General features: G+C 64.9%; 15 protein-coding genes. 4 read left to right on the plus strand and 11 right to left on the minus strand.

What is annotated here, in order from left to right:
• The first annotated feature begins 124 nt into the window (after positions 1 to 124).
• The gene (aroQ, locus tag EFAMC2_RS03090; protein ID WP_187325113.1) at positions 125 to 1,120 is read left to right on the plus strand and encodes a type II 3-dehydroquinate dehydratase; all 996 of its coding nucleotides are present in this window, start codon (positions 125 to 127) and stop codon (positions 1,118 to 1,120) included.
• A 162-nt stretch (positions 1,121 to 1,282) separates the two neighbouring features.
• Here aroQ and nrdG read toward each other — a convergent pair whose 3' ends face one another.
• Positions 1,283 to 1,864 (minus strand): anaerobic ribonucleoside-triphosphate reductase activating protein, encoded by a 582-nt coding sequence (gene nrdG, locus EFAMC2_RS03095; protein WP_154026877.1) that lies wholly within the window; start codon positions 1,862 to 1,864, stop codon positions 1,283 to 1,285.
• Positions 1,864 to 4,086, minus strand: coding sequence for an anaerobic ribonucleoside-triphosphate reductase (nrdD, locus tag EFAMC2_RS03100; RefSeq protein WP_154026879.1), 2,223 nt, complete (start codon positions 4,084 to 4,086; stop codon positions 1,864 to 1,866). The genes nrdG and nrdD overlap by 1 nt, the downstream gene beginning before the upstream one ends.
• A gap of 438 nt (positions 4,087 to 4,524) precedes the next feature.
• Between nrdD and trpS the strand changes: the two genes are divergently transcribed.
• A complete protein-coding gene (gene trpS / locus EFAMC2_RS03105; RefSeq protein ID WP_154026881.1) occupies positions 4,525 to 5,574 on the plus strand; it encodes a tryptophan--tRNA ligase in 1,050 nt (349 codons plus the stop codon).
• A 340-nt stretch (positions 5,575 to 5,914) separates the two neighbouring features.
• On the opposite strand, the gene EFAMC2_RS03110 is transcribed toward trpS, so the two are convergent.
• The 8 genes from EFAMC2_RS03110 to EFAMC2_RS03145 all read right to left on the minus strand — a co-directional run bounded on the left by EFAMC2_RS03110 (position 5,915) and on the right by EFAMC2_RS03145 (position 14,889).
• The gene (locus tag EFAMC2_RS03110) at positions 5,915 to 6,799 is read right to left on the minus strand and encodes a methionyl aminopeptidase (protein ID WP_154026883.1); all 885 of its coding nucleotides are present in this window, start codon (positions 6,797 to 6,799) and stop codon (positions 5,915 to 5,917) included.
• Positions 6,800 to 6,941: 142 nt separating this feature from the next.
• A complete protein-coding gene (locus EFAMC2_RS03115) occupies positions 6,942 to 7,214 on the minus strand; it encodes a metal-sensing transcriptional repressor (protein WP_154026885.1) in 273 nt (90 codons plus the stop codon).
• Between the two features lie 103 nt (positions 7,215 to 7,317).
• Positions 7,318 to 7,539 (minus strand): heavy-metal-associated domain-containing protein, encoded by a 222-nt coding sequence (locus tag EFAMC2_RS03120; RefSeq protein ID WP_154026887.1) that lies wholly within the window; start codon positions 7,537 to 7,539, stop codon positions 7,318 to 7,320.
• A gap of 135 nt (positions 7,540 to 7,674) precedes the next feature.
• A complete protein-coding gene (locus EFAMC2_RS03125) occupies positions 7,675 to 9,996 on the minus strand; it encodes a heavy metal translocating P-type ATPase (protein WP_154026889.1) in 2,322 nt (773 codons plus the stop codon).
• 320 nt (positions 9,997 to 10,316) lie between these two features.
• The gene (locus tag EFAMC2_RS03130; RefSeq protein WP_154026891.1) at positions 10,317 to 11,273 is read right to left on the minus strand and encodes a 2-hydroxyacid dehydrogenase; all 957 of its coding nucleotides are present in this window, start codon (positions 11,271 to 11,273) and stop codon (positions 10,317 to 10,319) included.
• Between the two features lie 88 nt (positions 11,274 to 11,361).
• Positions 11,362 to 13,056, minus strand: coding sequence for an Asp-tRNA(Asn)/Glu-tRNA(Gln) amidotransferase subunit GatB (gene gatB / locus EFAMC2_RS03135; protein WP_154026893.1), 1,695 nt, complete (start codon positions 13,054 to 13,056; stop codon positions 11,362 to 11,364).
• Positions 13,057 to 14,583, minus strand: coding sequence for an Asp-tRNA(Asn)/Glu-tRNA(Gln) amidotransferase subunit GatA (gatA, locus tag EFAMC2_RS03140; RefSeq protein WP_154026895.1), 1,527 nt, complete (start codon positions 14,581 to 14,583; stop codon positions 13,057 to 13,059). It lies immediately after the preceding gene.
• Positions 14,584 to 14,889 (minus strand): aspartyl/glutamyl-tRNA amidotransferase subunit C, encoded by a 306-nt coding sequence (locus EFAMC2_RS03145; RefSeq protein WP_154026897.1) that lies wholly within the window; start codon positions 14,887 to 14,889, stop codon positions 14,584 to 14,586.
• Between the two features lie 522 nt (positions 14,890 to 15,411).
• On the opposite strand from EFAMC2_RS03145, the gene eno reads away from it, so the two are divergent.
• Positions 15,412 to 16,701 (plus strand): phosphopyruvate hydratase, encoded by a 1,290-nt coding sequence (gene eno, locus EFAMC2_RS03150; protein ID WP_154026899.1) that lies wholly within the window; start codon positions 15,412 to 15,414, stop codon positions 16,699 to 16,701.
• Positions 16,702 to 17,086: 385 nt separating this feature from the next.
• A complete protein-coding gene (locus tag EFAMC2_RS03155) occupies positions 17,087 to 17,386 on the plus strand; it encodes a hypothetical protein (protein ID WP_154026901.1) in 300 nt (99 codons plus the stop codon).
• A 431-nt stretch (positions 17,387 to 17,817) separates the two neighbouring features.
• Here EFAMC2_RS03155 and EFAMC2_RS03160 read toward each other — a convergent pair whose 3' ends face one another.
• Positions 17,818 to 18,786, minus strand: a complete 969-nt coding sequence (locus EFAMC2_RS03160) for a bile acid:sodium symporter family protein (protein WP_187325114.1) — start codon at positions 18,784 to 18,786, stop codon at positions 17,818 to 17,820.
• Between the last annotated feature and the right edge of the window lie 131 nt (positions 18,787 to 18,917).

The following is an 18,917-nucleotide window of genomic DNA, read 5'->3' on the forward strand; positions in this document are numbered from 1 at the left end:
CTTCGAAGTTTGAAAAGCGTGGCATGCTAAGGTGATTAAGGGACTTATTTGGAGGACTTCCTCCGTGAACGAGCACATGGCAGGACTCGCCTGGCGAAGATCCTGGTGCAGGGAGGTTTGTGACATGGACTACGAAAGCGTCGCGGCTGGCATCATCGATGCGCTCGGTGGCGAGGGCAACGTCACAAGCGCCAGCACCTGCCTGACGCGCCTGCGTCTCTCGATCGCTGATGTCACCGCCGTTGACCTCGACGCGCTCAAGAAGCTCAGGGGTGTGCTGGGCGTTGCCTCCAGGGGCTCGGACAGCCTTGAGGTGGTGTTTGGCCCTACGGCCATCGAAGGGGTGTCGCGCGCCTTCGCCCTCCAGACCGACCTTGCGCTCAGCAGCGGCACCACGTCCTGCGCCAACCCGCTCGCCCGCATGCGTGCGAGCGCCTCCGAGGCGAAGGAGGAAAGCAAGCCCCTGGTGCCCAAGTCCCTCGCAAGCAGCCCCAACGCCGTTCGCATCCAAATTCCGGCAGGGCGCATGCGCTCCTATCGAGCCCAGCAGCAGGCGGCGATCGACGAGGAGCGCCTGAGCAAGGACGACATCGAGGCACTCAAGGACTTCCTGAGCGAGGAGGCAGGCGAGCTGAAGGGAAAGAAGGCCTCGCATGCCCGCGAGGCCACGCCCGCCATTGGTCGCTCCGTCCTCGTCATCAACGGCCCCAACATCAACATGCTTGGCAGGCGCGAGCCCGACATCTACGGCAAGCAGGACTACGCGGCCCTCCTGCGCACCTGCAAGGATGCCGCGCGCAAGGCGGGCTTCTCGGACATCAAGTGCTTCCAGAGCAACCACGAAGGGGCCATCGTCGACGAGATTCAGGCCGCGCTCGACACCTTTGACGGCATCGTCATCAACCCCGCTGCCTACACGCACACCTCGGTGGCCATTCTGGACGCCCTCAAGGCCGTGCAGATCCCCTGCATCGAGGTTCACATCTCCAAGGTCGAGGACCGCGAGGACTTCCGCCAAGTCTCCTATGTGCGCCAGGCCTGCTTCGAGACCATCACTGGCCTGGGCATCGAGGGCTACCGAAAGGCCATCAACGACCTGGCAAAGCACCTGGGAATGTAAGGTCGAGCCTCAAATCGAGGCAGGACCGCGCAGCCCAATTAAGATTTTGAAAAAGGGATTGAGGCAGGGCCGCGCAGCCTAATAATGATCTTGAGAGAGGGGCAATCCATCTAAAGGTGTCCAAGGTGACGGCCTGACACGCATAGGTGGGCATCGATGCCCCTAGTCCATGGCATGCGTAGAGAAAATGGGGCCATCGTCCCAGAAGATGATAGTTCCACCTGCGGGGGCACCTGGCTTCCCTGCCGTCGCCCGCGTGGCGGCAAGGTCAATGAGCCGCTGATTGGAAGACCCGCGGAACCGCAGCGTGATATCCTTCTTGGCCTCCACGAATGGACCGTCCACTAACACGTCGACGCCATCGAGCAGCCGGTTCGTAACACCCTCGAGCCACTTGCGCCCGCCGGGCACGAGGTCTCGGTCGTAGACGTAGCCGGTATAGCACCAGATGTCCTTCTCGGGAAGGTCGCGCGTCACGCGCTCGACCAGCCCGGCAAGCACACGCTGGTTCTCGGGCTCCATGGGGTCGCCACCAAGCAGGGACAGTCCCTTGATGTAGTCGGGTCGCAGGCTCTCGACAATGCGGTCCTCAATCTCGCGCGTGTAGGGGGCGCCGAAACCAAAGTCCTGAGCCTCGCCGTTGAAGCAGCCCGGACAATGGAGTCGGCACCCCGATACGAACAGGCTCGTTCGCACGCCTATGCCATTTGCAATGTCGAAGAACTTGATGTTGCCGTAGTTCATTACAGGTGCATCACGCGGTCGCGAATCTCCTCCGTGCGGCCTTGGTTCCAGAACTGCGTGCCAATGTAGCCGCAGGTACGACGCGCCACATTGAGCTTGCTCTGGTCGCGGTTGCCGCAGTGCGGGCACTCCCAGACGAGCTTGCCATCGTCCTCCACGATCTTGATCTCGCCGTCGTAGCCGCATACCTGGCAGTAGTCGCTCTTGGTGTTGAGCTCGGCATACATGATGTTGTCGTAGATGTAGCGCAGCACCGCCATGACGGCCTCGAGGTTGTCCTGCATGTTGGGCACCTCAACGTAGGAAATGGCGCCACCCGGCGAGAGCGGCTGGAACTGGCTCTCGAACTTGAGCTTGTCGAAGGCGTCGATCTCCTCGCGGACGTTTACGTGGTAGCTGTTGGTGATGTAGCCATGGTCCGTGATGCCGGGGACGATGCCAAAGCGACGCTGGAGGCACTTCGCGAACTTGTACGTTGTGGACTCGAGGGGCGTGCCGTAGATCGAGTAGTCGATGTCCTCAGCTGCCTTCCACTCGTTGCACTTGTCGTTCATGTGCTGCATGACGGCAATCGCAAACGGCGTGGCGTCCGGCTCGGTGTGGGAGTGACCGGTCATGTACTTCACGCACTCGTAAAGACCGGCGTAGCCAAGCGAGATCGTGGAATAGCCGCCATACAGCAGCGGGTCGATGGGCGCGCCCTTGGGCAGGCGCGCGAGAGCGCCGTACTGCCAGAGTATCGGCGCGGCATCGGAGAGCGTGCCCCTGAGGCGGTCGTGACGACAGCGCAGGGCCTTGTGGCAGAGCTCGAGGCGCTCGTTGAAGATCTTCCAGAACTCGTCCATGTCGCCGCCGGAGGACAGTGCCACATCCGGCAGGTTGATCGTGACGACGCCCTGGTTGAAGCGACCGTAGTACTTGGGCTTGCCCGGCTCGTAGTTCTTGGCGTTGGCGACGTTGTCGAACCCGTTGCCCGAGCGGTCCGGCGTGAGGAAGCTGCGGCAGCCCATACAGGTGAAGCAATCGCCCTCGCCAGGCTTCTCGCCACGAGAGAGCTTGAGCTCCTTCATCTTCTTCTCGGAGATGTAGTCGGGCACCATGCGCTTGGCCGTGCACTTGGCCGCGAGCTGCGTGAGGTGGTAGTACTTCTGGCCCGGCTCGATGTTGTCGTCCTCGAGCACGTAGATGAGCTTGGGGAACGCGGGCGTGATCCAGACGCCGGCCTCGTTCTTGACGCCCTCGTAGCGCTGACGCAGGGTCTCCTGGATGACCAGCGCAAGGTCGTGCTTCTCCTGGGCGCTGCGCGCCTCGTTGAGGTACATGAAGACAGTCACGAACGGCGCCTGGCCATTCGTAGTCATGAGGGTCACGACCTGGTACTGGATGGTCTGCACGCCACGGCGTATCTCCTCGAGCAGGCGGTTCTCGACGACCTCGGAGATCTTCTCGCTCGTGGCGTCAATGCCGAGCTCGGCCAGCTCGCGCGTCACCTCGCGGCGAATCTTCTGGCGGCTGACCTCCACGAAGGGCGCGAGGTGCGTGAGCGAGATGGACTGGCCGCCGTACTGGGAGGAGGCAACCTGGGCGATGATCTGCGTGGCGATGTTGCACGCCGTGGAGAAGCTGTGCGGCTTCTCGATAAGGGTCCCCGAGATGACGGTGCCGTTCTGGAGCATGTCATCGAGGTTCACGAGGTCGCAGTTGTGCATGTGCTGGGCGTAGTAGTCCGAGTCGTGGAAGTGGATGATGCCCTCGTTGTGCGCCTCCACCACGTCCTCGGGAAGCAGCATGCGCATCGTCAGGTCCTTGGAGACCTCGCCGGCCATGTAGTCACGCTGCACGGAGTTGACCGTCGGGTTCTTGTTGGAGTTCTCCTGCTTGACCTCCTCGTTGTTGCACTCGATGAGGGACAGGATCTTGTCGTCGGTGGTGTTGGACTGGCGCTTGAGGCCCTGGATGTAGCGGTAGGTGATGTAGTTGCGCGCCACGGAGAAGGCGCCCTTGGCCATGATCTGGTCCTCGACCATGTCCTGCACCTCCTCGACCGTGACCGTGTGGCCGCAGGCCTGCGCCTCCGCCTCGACGACATCGGCCGCGTCCACGACCTGCTGGTGCGTGAGGCGCTGCTCGCCCGGCACGGTTATGTTGGCACGCTCGATGGCGGCGACGATCTTGTTGACGTCGAAGGTGACCTCAGACCCGTTGCGCTTCACGATCTTCATGTCGGTTCCTCCAAGGACGTGTCTCATGTGACAGAAGCGGCCGATGCCGCGGAAGATTCAAGGTGGCGATATGGACGGGGCTCCGGGCGGCCCCAGGCGTCGAGCGCCTTTCGGCCAGGCTCCGCCATCGCCCTGTCGATGGTAAGCGAACCGGCTGCCAAATACAGTCTTGACTTACCGAAGGTTTGTGTGTGGCAATACAACCTGCATGGGGTATCTGCACAACTAGACACAATATCTAGTGTCACCGCTGCTAGCGGCCGTCTCGAAAAGGTAGGCACCAGGTACCTCTCCGAAGCTCCGCATCACGCCTGCGCCCACGGCCCGCACACAACATCACAGGGACTCCACGACTGGACCGTGCGCTACTATAAGAGAGTTTGCAGAGGCGGGGACGGACAAGGCTCCGACCCGTCACGCGTCACAGGAGGATACCCAATGCCCAACGAGGGAAGCTACGAGGTCGCGCTCGGGCGCAGCAACACCATCCGCGCCGAGCTCACCAACCACCCCGAGAAGTACACCATGCTCACCGGAGACCGCCCCACCGGCCGCCTCCACCTCGGCCACTACTTCGGCACGCTCAAGGGTCGCGTCGAGCTGCAGAACATGGGCGTCCGCACCAACGTGCTCATCGCCGACTACCAGGTCATCACAGACCGCGACACCACCGAGCACATCCAGGACAACGTCTACAACATGGTCATGGACTACCTTGCCTGCGGCATCGACCCGGACAAGACCATGATTTACGCGCATTCCGCGGTTCCCGCCTGCAACCAGCTCATGCTGCCGTTCCTCTCGCTCGTCTCGGAGGCGGAGCTCCAGAGGAACCCCACCGTCAAGGCCGAGATGGAGGCTTCCGGCCACGAGCTCACCGGGCTTCTGCTCACCTATCCGGTGCACCAGGCCTGCGACATCCTGTTCTGCAAGGGCAACGTGGTGCCGGTCGGCCGCGACCAGCTGCCCCACATCGAGATCACCCGTCAGATCGCGCGCCGCTTCAACAACCGTTACGGCAAGGTCTTCCCCGAGGTTGACGCCCTGCTCTCCGACACGCCGCTGCTCCCGGGCCTCGACGGCCGCAAGATGTCGAAGAGCTACGGCAACGCCATCTCCATTTCCATGACGCCGGAGGAGACCGCCAAGCTCATCAAGAAGAGCAAGACCGACTCCGAGCGAAACATCACCTTCGACCCCGAAAACCGCCCCGAGGTCTCGGGTCTCTTGTCCACCGCCGCCATCTGCACGGGACGCGACGCCGCCGAGATTGCCGACGAGATTGGCATGGGCGGCGCCGGCGCGCTCAAGAAGTACGTTACCGAGGCCGTGAACAGCTACTTCGAGCCGATTCGCGAGCGCCGTCACCAGTACGAGGGCGACCTCGACTACGTGAAAGACGTGCTTGCCGAGGGCAACCGGAAGGCCAACGAGATTGCCGAGGCCACCCTCGCCGAGGTGCGCGAGGCCATGGGGATGACGTACTAGCATCTAACCTGGAAGGCCGCGCCGGGAGGCGCATCCGAGCCCCACTCGGTCAGTCCTGCTCGCACGAAGGTGACAGTGAGTCACCTTCGGCTCGTGCGGAATCTCGTGGGTTCGGATGCGCCTCCCGGCGCTTTTCAGGTCGATGCAGTACGCACTCGGGGGCACACCTTGTCGAGCGTATAAGCCTCTAGCTTGTTCCAATAGCTGCCGGTGCGAAATCTCGTGGGTTCGGACGCGGCTCCGGCATCGGACGCGCGTCCCGGCGAGTGCGTAAGCCTCCAGCTCGTGCGGAATCTCGCGGGACGCGGTCCCTCGGCCGGACGTCTCCGGGGCAGCAGCCCTACCAGCTCAGCAGCTCGTAACCCGTGTCGGTGACGACCAGCTGGACCTCCCACTGGGCAGAGTCGCTGCCATCGGCCGTACGAACGGTCCAACCGTTGGGGTCGTTCATGTCAATCTCGTAGTCGCCGGCGTTGACCATCGGCTCGATCGTGAAGCACATGCCCGGAGCCAAGACGACGCCCTCGCCCGGCTCGCCCACGAACCCGACGAAGGGGTCCTCGTGGAACTCGAGCCCGATTCCATGGCCGCCAAACTCGCGCACGACGGAGAAGCCGTTCTCCTCCACGTAGGACTGAACGGCATGGGCCATGTCGCCTAGGTAGCCCCAGGGCTTCACCGCGGCAAGCCCGCGCTGGATGGCCTCGTGAGTAACGTCCACGAGCTTTTTGCGCTCCGAAGAGACGTCACCGATCAAAAACATGCGCGAGGAGTCCGAGAAGTATCCGTTACGAATCGTCGAGCAGTCAACGTTGACGATGTCGCCGTCCTTGAGGACCTCATCCTCGCTCGGAATTCCGTGGCACACGACGTCGTTTACGGACGTGCAGACGCTCTTCGGGAAGCCCTCGTAGTTGAGGGGCGCGGGAATGGCGTCGTGGGCGATGGTGTACTCGTAGACCCACTTGTCAATCTGGGCGGTGCTCACGCCTGGGCCGATGCGCTCGCCCACGTAGTCCAGCACGCCGATGTTGACCTCGGCGCTGTACTTGATGCCGTCAATGTCCTTCGGCGTCTTCAGCAAACTGCGGACGAGCACCTCCTTGCCGTCGTTGTAGAGCTCCTGCAGGCGCTCGTCCTCGTTGGCATGGCACTTCTTGTACTTCTTGCCGCTCCCGCACCAGCAGGCGTCATTGCGGCCGGGAACCGGACCCTTGTCATACATGGCTAACTTCCTTTCGACGTCACGTAAGTATGACGCTTGAGCAGGCATTCCGGGTGCCAGATAGAAAGAACCTCCCTCGAACTAAAGCTGAGGGTTATTCTTTGGCACCTCAAGCTCTACTTGAGGTCGATATGACTTGAACCTATTTCGAGAGCTTGTCGATGACATTCTCGATCTCACGAAGCTTCTTGTTCCGCTCCTCGTCGCTTCCGCAATCGCAGGCCGAGCGCACGCAGCCTCCCACATGGGCCTTGAGCACCGTGGCATTCGTCTTGGCAATCAGGCTCTCCGTTGCCATGAGCTGGTTCGAGATGTCGATGCAGTATCGGTCCTCCTCGACCATGCGAATCACGGCATCGAGCTGGCCGCGCGCCGTCTTGAGCAGGTTCAGCACGGTCTTGTGGTCGGCCATCATGGGCGGTCTCCTCTCATCTCCGCCCTCCGGTTCCCCGCCCGAAGAGCAGCCTCCCGGCAGGGCCGCACATGCGGCACTGCCGGCAGCTCCACGCAGACTTGGCCTAGGCAACCACGACCTCGAGGGCCTTGTAGGCATCCCCGGCGCCTTCGACGGCGGCGGAGAGCTGCTCGGGGGTCACCGCGTCCGAGCACTCGACCTCCACGGTGTTCGTGTCGTGGTCGGCCTCGGCATCCGTCACCCCGGAAACCTTGAGCAAGGCAGCCTCGACGGTGGCCTCGCAATGCCCGCACATAAGTCCCTTGGTCTTGATGACGTACTTCATGGCTACTTCCCTTCTAACGCCGCCGGCCCATGCCAACGGCCAATCCACACAGAACCTGAATGCGACCCATACGCCACAACCGGGCTCGACCCTGCACCGGGCCATAGGCCCGGCTCATGCGAACAGGACGCTCCCCTAGCGCGCAGACGCCTTGGGCCTGAACGTCCTCAGGCGCAGCGCGTTCGTGACGACGCAGACGCTCGAGAGGCTCATGGCGGCAGCGCCGAACATCGGCGAGAGCTGCCAGCCCAGCAGCGGGTAGAACACGCCGGCTGCCAGGGGGATGCCAATCGCGTTGTAGAACAGCGCCCAGAAGAGGTCCTGCTTGATGTTTCGAATCACGGCGCGCGAGAGCTCGACGGCGCGAACCACGTCCATGAGGTCGGAGTGCATCAGGATGACATCCGCCCCCTCCTTGGCGATATCGGCACCAGCACCGATCGCGAGGCCTACGTCCGCGCGGGCGAGCGCGGGCGAGTCATTGATGCCATCGCCCACCATGGCCACCTTGTGGCCGGCACCTTGGAGCTCGCGAACGTGGCGCTCCTTGTCGGCGGGCAGCACGTCGGCGATGACGGAGTCCCCGGAGAGCCCAACCGTACGACCAATGGCCTCGGCCGTGGCGCGGTTGTCTCCCGTCAGCATCACAGCGCCGACGCCAAGGGCGCGCAGGGCCGAGATGGCCTCCGCACTCGTCGACTTCACCTGGTCCGCCACCGCAATGGTACCCACGAGATTGCCGTTCTTCGCGAACATGAGCGGCGTCTTGCCGTCGCGCGCAAACGAGGCGAGCACCTCGACGTCAACGGGAACCCCCAGCTCGTCCATGAGCCATGCGTTGCCCGCGGCAACCTCGTTAGCACCCTCCCTGGCCGTGACGCCCCTGCCGGGCACGGCCGCAAAGTCGGCGGCCTCGCGCGGCACGATCCCAAGCTCCGCCGCGCGCGTCATGATGGCCTCGGCAAGCGGGTGCTCGGAGTTTGCCTCGAGGGTGGCGGCAAGCTTGAGCAGGGCCTTCTCGCTCACACCCTCGGCAGGAACGACATCGGTGACGGCCGGCTTGCCCTGCGTGATGGTACCCGTCTTGTCGAGCACCGCGATGTCGACGCCACGCAGCGTCTCGAGGGCCTCGGCGCTCTTGAACAGCACGCCCATCTCCGCGCCGCGGCCGGTACCCACCATGATGGCAACCGGGGTGGCAAGCCCGAGGGCACAGGGGCAGCTGATGACGAGCACGGCAACGGCAGAGGTGATGGCCTCGCTGGCGGAACCCGTCATCGTGAGCCACGCCGCAAAGGTCACGACCGCGACGCCGATGACGACGGGTACGAATACGCCGGCAACCTTGTCCGCAAGGCGGGCGATGGGGGCCTTCGTGGCGTTGGCGTCTTCCACGAGCTGGACAATCTTGGCGAGGCTCGTGTCGGCGCCCACGCGCGTGGCACGGAGGGTGAACGTGCCGGTACGGTTGATGGTGGCCGCACTCACCGCGTCGCCCGCCCGCTTCTCGACGGGGATGGACTCGCCGGTAAGCGCGCTCTCGTCCACCGAGCTCACGCCCTCGAGCACGACGCCGTCCACAGGCAGGGACTCGCCGGGGCGCACGCGGATCGTGTCACCCACGGCTAGCGAGGCTGCCGGAACCTCGCGTTCCCCGCCCTCGGCATCGACCACATGCGCCGTCTTGGGAGCCAGGTCAATGAGTTTCTCGAGGGCTCCACCCGTCTTGGCCTTGGAGCGCGTCTCAAGGTACTTGCCCACCGTCACGAGCGCGAGAATCGTACCGGCGCTTTCGAGGTAAAGGTTGTCCATCGCCGTCATGCCGGCCATCATCGGGTCGCCCATGGCGTACTGATCGGCCATGAGATACATCGCGTAGACGGACCAGGCGACGCTTGCCGTGGCGCCAATGGCAATCAGCGCGTCCATCGTGGGGGCGCGGTGTGCGAGACTCTTGAAACCGTTGGTGAAGTACGAGCGGTTCTCGTAGAGGATGGGCAGCAGAAGCAGCAGCTCGGTGAGGGCGAGCGTCATCGAGTGCATGTGGTCTGCCAGGACTTCCGGCAGAGGCCAGCCAAACATGTGCCCCATCCCGATATAGAAGAGTGGGACCAAAAACACGACGGAAATGACGAGGCGACGGCGCATGGCATTGGCCGTGGCCTCGAGCCTCTGTGTGGGGTTGGCCATGGCGGCACCGGCAAAGGCGGCAGACCCGGCCCCCTGGGAAGCCGCGGAGCCACCGCACTGGGGAGACGCCGAGTAACCAGCCCGGTCAACCGCGCGGCAGATGTCATCCTCGGAGACCCTCGCCTCGTCGAAGTCGACCGCCATGGAGGCCGAGAGCAGGTTCACGGCAACCTCGCTCACACCGTCGATCCCCTCGACGGCCTTCTGGACATGGGCCTGGCAGGCAGCGCAACTCATGCCCCCAACGTCAAACTTCTCGTGCGCCATGGCACCCTCCCATAGCCAACGGGACCGCTTCGATTGAGCGCTAGCCCAGGCTCCGATCCCATCGCCGACCCGAGCGCAGGCCCGCGAGCGCGACCCCAGGTGATTTGCTACATGACGCAGTATACCCCTCCCCCAGGGGGTGGGTCTGGCAATCACAAATCGGAGACCGCCCTTCCCTGAGGAGGCACCGCCCCTGACAGTCTCGAAGCCTACGGTCATCGAGGCCTCTCGCCGCTCGCCACCGGGCGCGGACAAAAAAGGGCCCCCGCCACGCCGCCAAGAAGCGACGCGACGAGGAGCCCCGAGGCCACGCCCGTCGTCTACAGCGCGCAGACGTTCTTCGGCGTTCCCCCGAGCCAGGAGACGACGTTGTCAAACTCGATCTTCGCCCGGCGCTCCATGGCCTCCTCCGTGAGAAAGGCCACATGCGGCGTGAGCACGCAGTTCTTGGCACTCGCAAGTGCATAGCCCGAGGGCAGCGGCGGCTCCATGTCAAACACGTCGATGCCGGCGCCGGAGAGCTTGCCGGAATTCAGGGCATCTGCCAGGGCGTCGTTGTCCACGATGGCGCCGCGGGCACAGTTCACGAAGACGGCGCCGCGCCTCATTCGGGCGATCTTGTCCGCGCCGAACCAGCCGCGCGTGGTGTCGTTCAGGGGCAGGTGCAAGCTCACGATGTCGGACTCGCCGAGCAGCTCATCGAGTGGCACCTGCTCGATTCCCGCCTCGCGAGCTGCCCCGCTCTCGTGGCGCGCATAGCCAAGCACGCGCGCGCCAAAGGCCCCAAAGAGCCGGCCCGCCGCACAGCCGATGTGGCCCGTCCCCACGATGCCGACCGTCTTGCCACAGACCTCCCTGCCCATGAGGCCGGCGGAGGTTGCGCCCGCGCGCACGGCGGCGTCGGCAGGAACAACCTTGCGCAGCACGTCGATCGTGAGTCCCACCGTGAGCTCCGCCACGCTCACGTCTGAGTACCCGGCACAGTTGCACACGCAGACGCCCCGCTCGCGGCAGGCATCGAGCCCCACATGGTCGATGCCCGTGAAGGCGACGGCAACCATCTTGAGCGCGCCCGCACTACGCACCACTTCGGCCGGATACGGGTTGTTGGCAATCATCACCACGTCGGCGCCTTCGGAGCGCCGGGCAAGCTCGCCTACGTCTGCCGTCTTGTCGCCAAAGTAGACGAACTCGTGGCCCGCACGCTCGATGGGCTCGGCAAGCTCGCGAATCCTCGACTCTGGCACGCCGAGCGGCTCCAGCAACGCTACCCTCATGCATCCTCCCCTGTCATTGGCTTCCAATGCCGCCAGACCTGCGCCGGCGGGAAAAAAGGGCCGCGACGCTCAGTCGCGGCCCCGTCGCCTACATCGCCTCGAGTTTCGAGGTCAAGAGCTGGTTGAAGAGCTTCGGGTTACCCTTCCCTCGGCTCTCCTTCATGCACTGTCCCACGAGGAAGCCGACCACCTTGCGGTTGCCGCCTCGGAACTGCTCCACCTGGTCGGTGCAGCGCGCCAACACGGCATCGACGACCGGCTCAAGCGCCCCGGTGTCGCTCACCTGGCGCATGCCACGCGCGTCCACGATCTTCTCGGGGTCGTCGCCCGTCTCGGCCATGGCGCCAAACACCTCGTGCGCCTGGTTGGAGCTGATGGCGTCGGCGGCGAGCAGCTTGGCGAGCGAGGCCAGCTGCGCCGGGGCCAGGCCGGAATCCGCAAGCGTCGTGCCCGCGGCCTTGAGGTAGGCAACGAGCTCGTTCACCACGAGGTTCGCCACCGTCTGGGCTGCCTTGGCGTCGAGGCCTGCGACCGCTGCCTCAAAGAACGCCGCCGTCTCCGGGTCGCCGGCAATCTGCTCGGCGTCGGCGCGCTTCACGCCCGCCGCCACGTAGCGGTCGCGCTTGGCGTCCGGCAGCTCCGGAATCTCGGCGCGGCAGCCGTCGATGAAGTCGTCCGTGAGGTCGAAGGGTGCCAGGTCCGGGTCCGGGAAGAGGCGGTAGTCGTCTGCCGTCTCCTTCACGCGCATCACCACGGTGCGCTTGCGGCTCGGCTCCCAGTGGCGCGTCTCCTGGTAGATGACGCCACCCTCCTCCAGCACCTCCGCCTGGCGGCAGATCTCGTACTCAAGGCCGTCATGCAGGCTCTTGAAGGAGTTGAGGTTCTTGAGCTCGGTCTTGGTGCCCAGGCGCGTCTCGCCGCGGCGGCGCAGGCTCACGTTGCCGTCGCAGCGCATGGAGCCCTTCTCCATCGAGCAGTCGGAGATGCCGAGCGTCAGGAACACGCGACGCAGCTTCTCCATGAACAGGCGCGCCTCCTCCGGTGTGCGGAGGTCGGGCTCGGTCACAAGCTCGATGAGCGGCGTGCCGCAGCGGTTGTAGTCGATGAGGCTCTCGGTGGCCGCGGTGATGCGGCCCTCCTCGCCGCCCACGTGGACCATCTTGGCGGCATCCTCCTCCATATGGATGCGCAGGATGCGGATGGGCACGGTATAGGAGCCGTCGTCGGCACGCACCGGCACGGCGAGGTTCGCCGTGTCATAGGTCCCTTGGCTGGACGCCTTGGGGCGCGCCACCGCGGCGCCGCCCTCCGGCATGTGCTCGCTCATGGACGTGGAGAGCCCCACCGCGTTGGCGGAGGCACTCGCGAGGCTCTGGGCCTCTGCCTCGCCAAACGCGCAGTCCGGTCGCTCCTGGGCGCCGCGGCCGGAGACCTCGAGGTCCAGGTGACCATGCATGCAGAAGGCCACCGGACCCTGCGTGGTCTGGAAGTTCTTGGCCATGTCGGGATAGAAGTAGTGCTTGCGGTAGAACATGCTGTGCCGCATGATCTGGCAATTCGTGGCGAGGCCGGCCTTCACGATGGACTCAATCGCCCTGCGGTTGGGCACCGGAAGGGCGCCCGGCAGGCCTAGGCACACCGGGCACACGTTGGCGTTGGGCTCGTCGTCATGGGAGAGGCGGCAGTTGCAGAACATCTTGGTGTCGAGCGTGGTGAGCTCGGTGTGAATCTCGAGGCCGATGACGGCCTCCCAGTCCTGGAGGACCTCGGCGAGCTTCTTCATCTAGAGCTCACCCCCCTTCCCGGCAAAGTCGGGCGCCACGCAAAGCGCGGTCTGGCCCGCGGCGGCGTCCTTGCCGACCGCCTCGGCGGCACCGCGCTCGACGGCGCGGGCGAACGTGAGGAGCTGGCGGTCCTTGAAGGCCGGGCCCACGAGCTGCGCGCTGGTGGGCAGGCCGGAGTCCGTCCCAAGGCCAAGCGGCACGGACACGCCGCCGTTGCCGGCGATGTTGATGCTGATGGTGTAGAGGTCAGAGAGGTACATCTGCGTGGGGTCGGAGAGCTCGCCGAACCTGAACGCGGTGCGCGGGCACGCCGGCATGAGGATGACGTCGGCCTTCTCGTAGGCGGCGGCATAGTCGCGCGTAATGAGGGTGCGGGCCTTCTGCGCCGCCAGGTAGTACCGCTCGTAGACGCCGCTCGAGAGCAGCCAGGCGCCCAGCATCTGGCGGCGCTTCGCCTCTGCGCCAAAGCCATGGGCGCGCGAGAGCTCGCTCTGCTCGGTGAGCGTGGCGCAGTTGGGCTCCTGGTAGCCGTAGCGGACGCCGTCGAAGCGGGCGAGGTTGGAGAACGCCTCGCACGGGCCGAGGACGTAGTAGGCGGCGATGGCGGCGTCGAGGTTCGGCAGGTCGACCTCGACGAGCTCGGCGCCCTGGGCCTTGAGGGACTCGGCCGCGGCGCTCACGGCAGCCTTCACCTCGCCCGTGAGGCCCTCCGCCTCCATGAGCCTCGGCACGATGCCCACGCGGCGGCCGGCAACGCCGTCCTCAAGGTGCTCGAGGAAGTCCACCGGGCAGTCCTGGCTGGTGGAGTCCATCTTGTCATGCCCTCCGGCAACGAGGGCGTTCATGGCGAGCGCCACGTCGCGAACGCTGCGGCCGAAGGGTCCCACCTGGTCGAGCGAGGAGCCGAAGGCCACCACGCCGTAGCGGGAGACCGCGCCGTAGGTGGGCTTCATGCCCACGACGCCGCAGAGCGCCGCCGGCTGACGGATCGAGCCGCCCGTGTCGGAGCCGAGCGCGAGCGTGACCTCGCCCGCGGCCACGGCCGCCGCGCTTCCGCCCGAGGAGCCGCCCGGGACGCGCTCGAGGTCCCAGGGGTTGTTGGTGCGGTGGAACGCGGAGCTCTCGGTAGAGGAGCCAAAGGCGAACTCGTCCATGTTGGCCTTGCCGATGGGCAGGCAGCCGGCGTCGAGCATGCGCTGGACGCAGGTGGCCGTGTAGACGCTCTCGTAGTTGTGGAGCATCTTGGAGGCGCAGGTGGTGCGCGTGCCCACGAGGTTCATGTTGTCCTTGACGGCGAGCGGCACGCCGGCAAGCGGGCCGAGCTCCTCGCCGGCGGCGCGCGCGTCGTCAATGCGCTTGGCGGCGTCGAGCGCAAGCTCGGGCGAGACCTGGAGGAAAGCCTGGACGGCATCATCTCGGCTCTGCACGGCATCAAGCGCGGCGCGCGCGACCTCGGTGGCAGAGAACTCGCCCGAGACGATGCCCTCGCGGATGGCGGAGGCGGAGAGGGCGTCGAGGGTGGCCATTTATGCCTCACCCCCGTCCCCGAGGATGGAGGGCACACGGAAGTAGCGCTCGCGCGTGGAGGCGGCGTCGGAGAGCGCCACGTCCACGGGCAGGCCCGGGCGCTCGGCGTCGGTCCCCATCACGTTGGAGAGGTCCCCGATCGGGTGGAACGTCGGCGGCACGTCCGCGTCGCCGTACTGCAGCACCGGCTCGAGCATGCCGATGGCGTCGTTCATGTACGTGGTCATCTCGGTGAGCTCCTCGGGCGTGAGCCCGATGTGAGCGTAGTCCGCGATGCCCCGCACGTCGTTCTCGCTGAGTGCCATGGGGCCTCCTGCACAGGTCATGCGGCCCGGGGCCTTACGGCCACCGGGTCAGAGTTCACAAACGATAGCTATCTTACGGCACGCAGACGCCCCGCACGAACGGGCGGCGCAAATGTGAACGGACGGTAACAGATCGCGCGCCGCAACGCGATTGGTTTCAGGTTGGCCTCGTTGGACACGCGCGCAAGTTAGACAGGCACGCGAGTTAGGCACGCACGCAAGTTAGTCACGCCCGCAAATTAGTCACGCACGCAAAAAACCTCGGGATATCAGGCAGGCTCTCGAACATGCCCGAGCAAATGACTAAGATTTTCTGGGCAACCTGCCCTCACCTGCGGCGTTCCCGCTGGTATACCTCCTTGTCGATACGACGATTTTCGCTTTTACCGGACTTTTACCAATTCTTGAAGTAAACCCCGGTTTACAAGTGGTATATATGGGCAAGCAAACGGCGAGCCACCGGTCGCCCGGGGAAAGGCGTCCGAGCCCGTCACGAAGCCCTTAGGGCAGCAAGGAGAAAGCATGAGCGAGATCATCGACGTGTACGGCCGTCAGGTGCTCGATTCCCGCGGCAATCCCACCGTTGAGGTCGAGGTCACCCTCGACGACGGCTCCTTCGGTCGAGCCATCGTCCCCTCCGGCGCCTCCACCGGCGAGTTCGAGGCTGTCGAGCTGCGCGACGGCGACAAGTCCGTCTACGGCGGCAAGGGCACGCTCAAGGCCGTCGACCACGTGAACAACGAGTGCGCCGACGCCGTCCTCGGCATGGACGCTACCGACCAGCGCGACCTCGACGCCGCCCTCATCGCCGCCGACGGTACGCCCAACAAGGGCAAGCTCGGCGCCAACGCCATCCTCGGCGTCTCCATGGCCGCCGCCCGCGCCGCCGCCGAGTCCGTGGGCCTGCCGCTCTACAAGTACCTCGGTGGCCCCAACGCCCACGTGCTGCCCACCCCGATGATGAACATCCTCAACGGCGGCGTTCACGCCACGAACAACGTTGACTTCCAGGAGTTCATGATCATGCCGGTCGGCGCCCCCACCTTCTCCGAGGCGCTTCGCTGGTGCACCGAGGTCTACCACACCCTGAAGTCCGTCCTGGCCGAGTCCGGCCACACCACCGGCGTCGGCGACGAGGGCGGCTTCGCTCCCGACCTCAAGACCAACGCCGAGCCGTTCGAGTGGATTGAGCGCGCCGTCGAGAAGGCGGGCTTCAAGCCGGGCGAGGACTTCATGTACGCCATGGATCCGGCTACCTCCGAGTGCTACAACAAGGAGACCGGCATGTACGAGCTCAAGGGCGAGGGCCGCACGCTCTCGTCCGACGACATGATCGAGTACTGGGAGCAGCTCATCGCCAAGTTCCCGATCATCTCCATCGAGGACGGCCTCGCCGAGGAGGACTGGGACGGCTGGGTGAACCTCACCAAGGCCATCGGCACCAAGGTCCAGCTCGTGGGCGACGACCTGTTCGTCACCAACAAGACCCGCCTCGAGAAGGGCATCAAGCTTGGAGCTGCCAACGCCCTGCTCATGAAGGTCAACCAGATCGGCTCGCTCACCGAGTCCTTCGAGGCCATGGCCACCGCCGAGCGCTACGGCTACGCCCAGGTCGTCTCCCACCGCTCCGGTGAGACCGAGGACACCACGATCGCCGACATCGTCGTTGCCACCAACGCCGGTCAGATCAAGACGGGCGCCCCGTGCCGCACGGACCGCGTCGCCAAGTACAACCAGCTCCTCCGCATCGAGGACGAGCTGGGCGACGCCGCCGTCTACGCCGGCATGAGCCCGTTCCGCTTCCTGAAGTAAGCATTCCGGGACGCACGGCCACCGCAGGTTCGACTCGCCCTGCGGTGGCCCTTTGGAAGGCGGCTTGGCCAGTAGGTTCGGAACCGCTTTCCAAAGGGCCGATTGGGTCCGTTGGCCGAGCTGGCATCACGTTGTCGCTCCCGGCGTCTCTCCACGCACCATTGCTTTATCCGATGTTCGCGGGTCCTCTCCCCCGCGAACTAAAACCCAAGGGCACACGCGTCCCCGCGCGATGTGTCCACAGGGCAGCTCGTGTCCCCGCACGGCGCCCTCTCTTCCCAAGGCGCCCACGTGTCCCCGCACGTGGGCGCCGCCTTGTCTCGAGAGGGGGCTCGGGGCCGGCACTACGCCTGGCTCCTTCCCGTTCGCGGCCCGTCTCGTCGGCATGCTCTCGGAGTTCCGGGGAAGCTGGCTTGGAGACACAAGCCCGCGACGGCCGCGCGAGGGGGACGATGCGAAACGCGGTGAGAACGACCTCATCGAGGCCGTCATCGAGGCCGTCGTCGAGACGCTCGAGGCATCCGCCCTGGGCGACGCGCGCATAGACCAGGAGCTCCTCCGAATCATTGGGTCGCATGAGCTCGCGCTTCTCTGCTTGCACGAGGTGAGGGACAGCGCATGCGAGGGCACGGCGTCGTGCGACTCGCTCTCGCTCCTCATAAAGCTCGCCCTCTACCGGCAGTAACACTAGACTCTAGATGACGCCGCACGAGGCCAGAGAGACGGACTCATGCGGGCCCCAACAGAGAAGCCGTGGAAGAGGGGCTGGGCGGCAGGAGCGAATTCTGGTGATGGCACGGGCTGGAGCTGGGGGCACAGGCCAGAAGCTGAGGAAAGTGCAGGCCGGTGCTAGACCCGGGGCAGTGAGCAGGAGAGGCGCACGTCAGTGGCGCCGAGAATCGTGGAGACAACAGGCGGCAGGCCGTTCAGCCCAACGGTCGCAGGCCAGCCGCCGAAAGTAGTCATTACGCATGTTTTTCTTCGCTGAAACGGTTCCAAATGTGCGTAATGACTACTCTCGATGAAGAAGAGAGGAGCCGAAGGCACAGCTGCCGCCTCGTTGCGGAGCCGAAGGCACAGTTGCCGCCTCGTTGAGGAGCCGAAGGGACGCGACGGCTACTCCGTCGATGTCTCGGGAGCGCCGCGTCCGGCGAGCCGGGGCATGACGGTAGCGAACACGCCGGCGAGCATCTGCTGGAAGAGCGTGCCCATCATCACCGGGAACACCACCTCGCCTGGGAAGAACTGGGCCGCGATGACGGCGCCGGCAGAGATGTTGCGCATGCCCACGCCGAAGGTCATGGTCACGAACCTGGCCTGGTCGACGCGCATGAGGCGCGCGAGCCCCATGCCCAGAAGGAAGCCGCACGTGGCGAAAAAAAGAATGTAGGCCATCATGCCAAACAGCTCGGGCGTAATGTGGCGCATGTAGTCGCTCATCTGCGTGGAGTTGGCCGCCATGATGAACATGATCAGGATGCGCGCCGCCGGCGAGATCGCCGGGGACAGCACCTTGTGGCCCCAGCCCTTCGTGAGGTCGTTCACCAACATGCCCGCAAGCGCCGGCAAGGCGATCATGAACACCATCTGGGTCATCATGCTCGCAACGTCAACCTGCACGGTGGCGCCCAAAAGCAGCTTGAGGGAGACCGGGATCGTAAACGGCGCGAGCACCGTGGAGACCAGAATGGTCGCGAGGGCGAGCGAGAGGTCCCCGTCGTACATGTCGCACCACATGAAGCAGACCACTGCCACCGGCACGCAGTACTCGAGCGTGGCTCCCACCACGAGGTTGGGGTCGTTGGCAAAGAGCAGCCCCGAGAGCACGCGGGACGCCACGGGCATCACAACCATTGAGACGACGAGGATGGCGAGCATGTTCTTGGGGTGCCTGAACACCTCGACGACATGTCGGACGTTGTTGTTGAGCGAGCCCTGGAACGTCATGAAGGCGAAGAGCACCGGGACGATTGGACGCAGCAGGCCGAAGACGCCCGGGAACAGCACGCCCAAGATGACGCATGTGGGCGCGATGAACATCATGTGGGAGCCAAGCACCCGTCCCAACCTCGTCCAATTCTCCATAGGGAAGGCAACCTCCAGGCCCAAAGATGGCGCAGGCCCACGTCCTCCAGACAGCAAAGACACAGGCCGCATGGCCAATCGTCGTTTTCGAAACAAAATCCCTAAGCGTTTGGGGTATTATCGCCAAGGCG

The organism is Olsenella uli, assembly GCF_901212655.1.
Classification (GTDB): Bacteria; Actinomycetota; Coriobacteriia; order Coriobacteriales; family Atopobiaceae; genus Parolsenella; species Parolsenella uli_A.

Bases quoted from the DNA above. Each gene is read 5' to 3' on its own strand.
- aroQ (WP_187325113.1), top strand. From the start codon at position 125: ATGGACTACGAAAGCGTCGCGGCTGGCATCATCGATGCGCTCGGTGGC.
- nrdG (WP_154026877.1), bottom strand. From the start codon at position 1,864: ATGAACTACGGCAACATCAAGTTCTTCGACATTGCAAATGGCATAGGC.
- nrdD (WP_154026879.1), bottom strand. From the start codon at position 4,086: ATGAAGATCGTGAAGCGCAACGGGTCTGAGGTCACCTTCGACGTCAAC.
- trpS (WP_154026881.1), top strand. From the start codon at position 4,525: ATGCCCAACGAGGGAAGCTACGAGGTCGCGCTCGGGCGCAGCAACACC.
- EFAMC2_RS03110 (WP_154026883.1), bottom strand. From the start codon at position 6,799: ATGTATGACAAGGGTCCGGTTCCCGGCCGCAATGACGCCTGCTGGTGC.
- EFAMC2_RS03115 (WP_154026885.1), bottom strand. From the start codon at position 7,214: ATGATGGCCGACCACAAGACCGTGCTGAACCTGCTCAAGACGGCGCGC.
- EFAMC2_RS03120 (WP_154026887.1), bottom strand. From the start codon at position 7,539: ATGAAGTACGTCATCAAGACCAAGGGACTTATGTGCGGGCATTGCGAG.
- EFAMC2_RS03125 (WP_154026889.1), bottom strand. From the start codon at position 9,996: ATGGCGCACGAGAAGTTTGACGTTGGGGGCATGAGTTGCGCTGCCTGC.
- EFAMC2_RS03130 (WP_154026891.1), bottom strand. From the start codon at position 11,273: ATGAGGGTAGCGTTGCTGGAGCCGCTCGGCGTGCCAGAGTCGAGGATT.
- gatB (WP_154026893.1), bottom strand. From the start codon at position 13,056: ATGAAGAAGCTCGCCGAGGTCCTCCAGGACTGGGAGGCCGTCATCGGC.
- gatA (WP_154026895.1), bottom strand. From the start codon at position 14,583: ATGGCCACCCTCGACGCCCTCTCCGCCTCCGCCATCCGCGAGGGCATC.
- EFAMC2_RS03145 (WP_154026897.1), bottom strand. From the start codon at position 14,889: ATGGCACTCAGCGAGAACGACGTGCGGGGCATCGCGGACTACGCTCAC.
- eno (WP_154026899.1), top strand. From the start codon at position 15,412: ATGAGCGAGATCATCGACGTGTACGGCCGTCAGGTGCTCGATTCCCGC.
- EFAMC2_RS03155 (WP_154026901.1), top strand. From the start codon at position 17,087: ATGCTCTCGGAGTTCCGGGGAAGCTGGCTTGGAGACACAAGCCCGCGA.
- EFAMC2_RS03160 (WP_187325114.1), bottom strand. From the start codon at position 18,786: ATGGAGAATTGGACGAGGTTGGGACGGGTGCTTGGCTCCCACATGATG.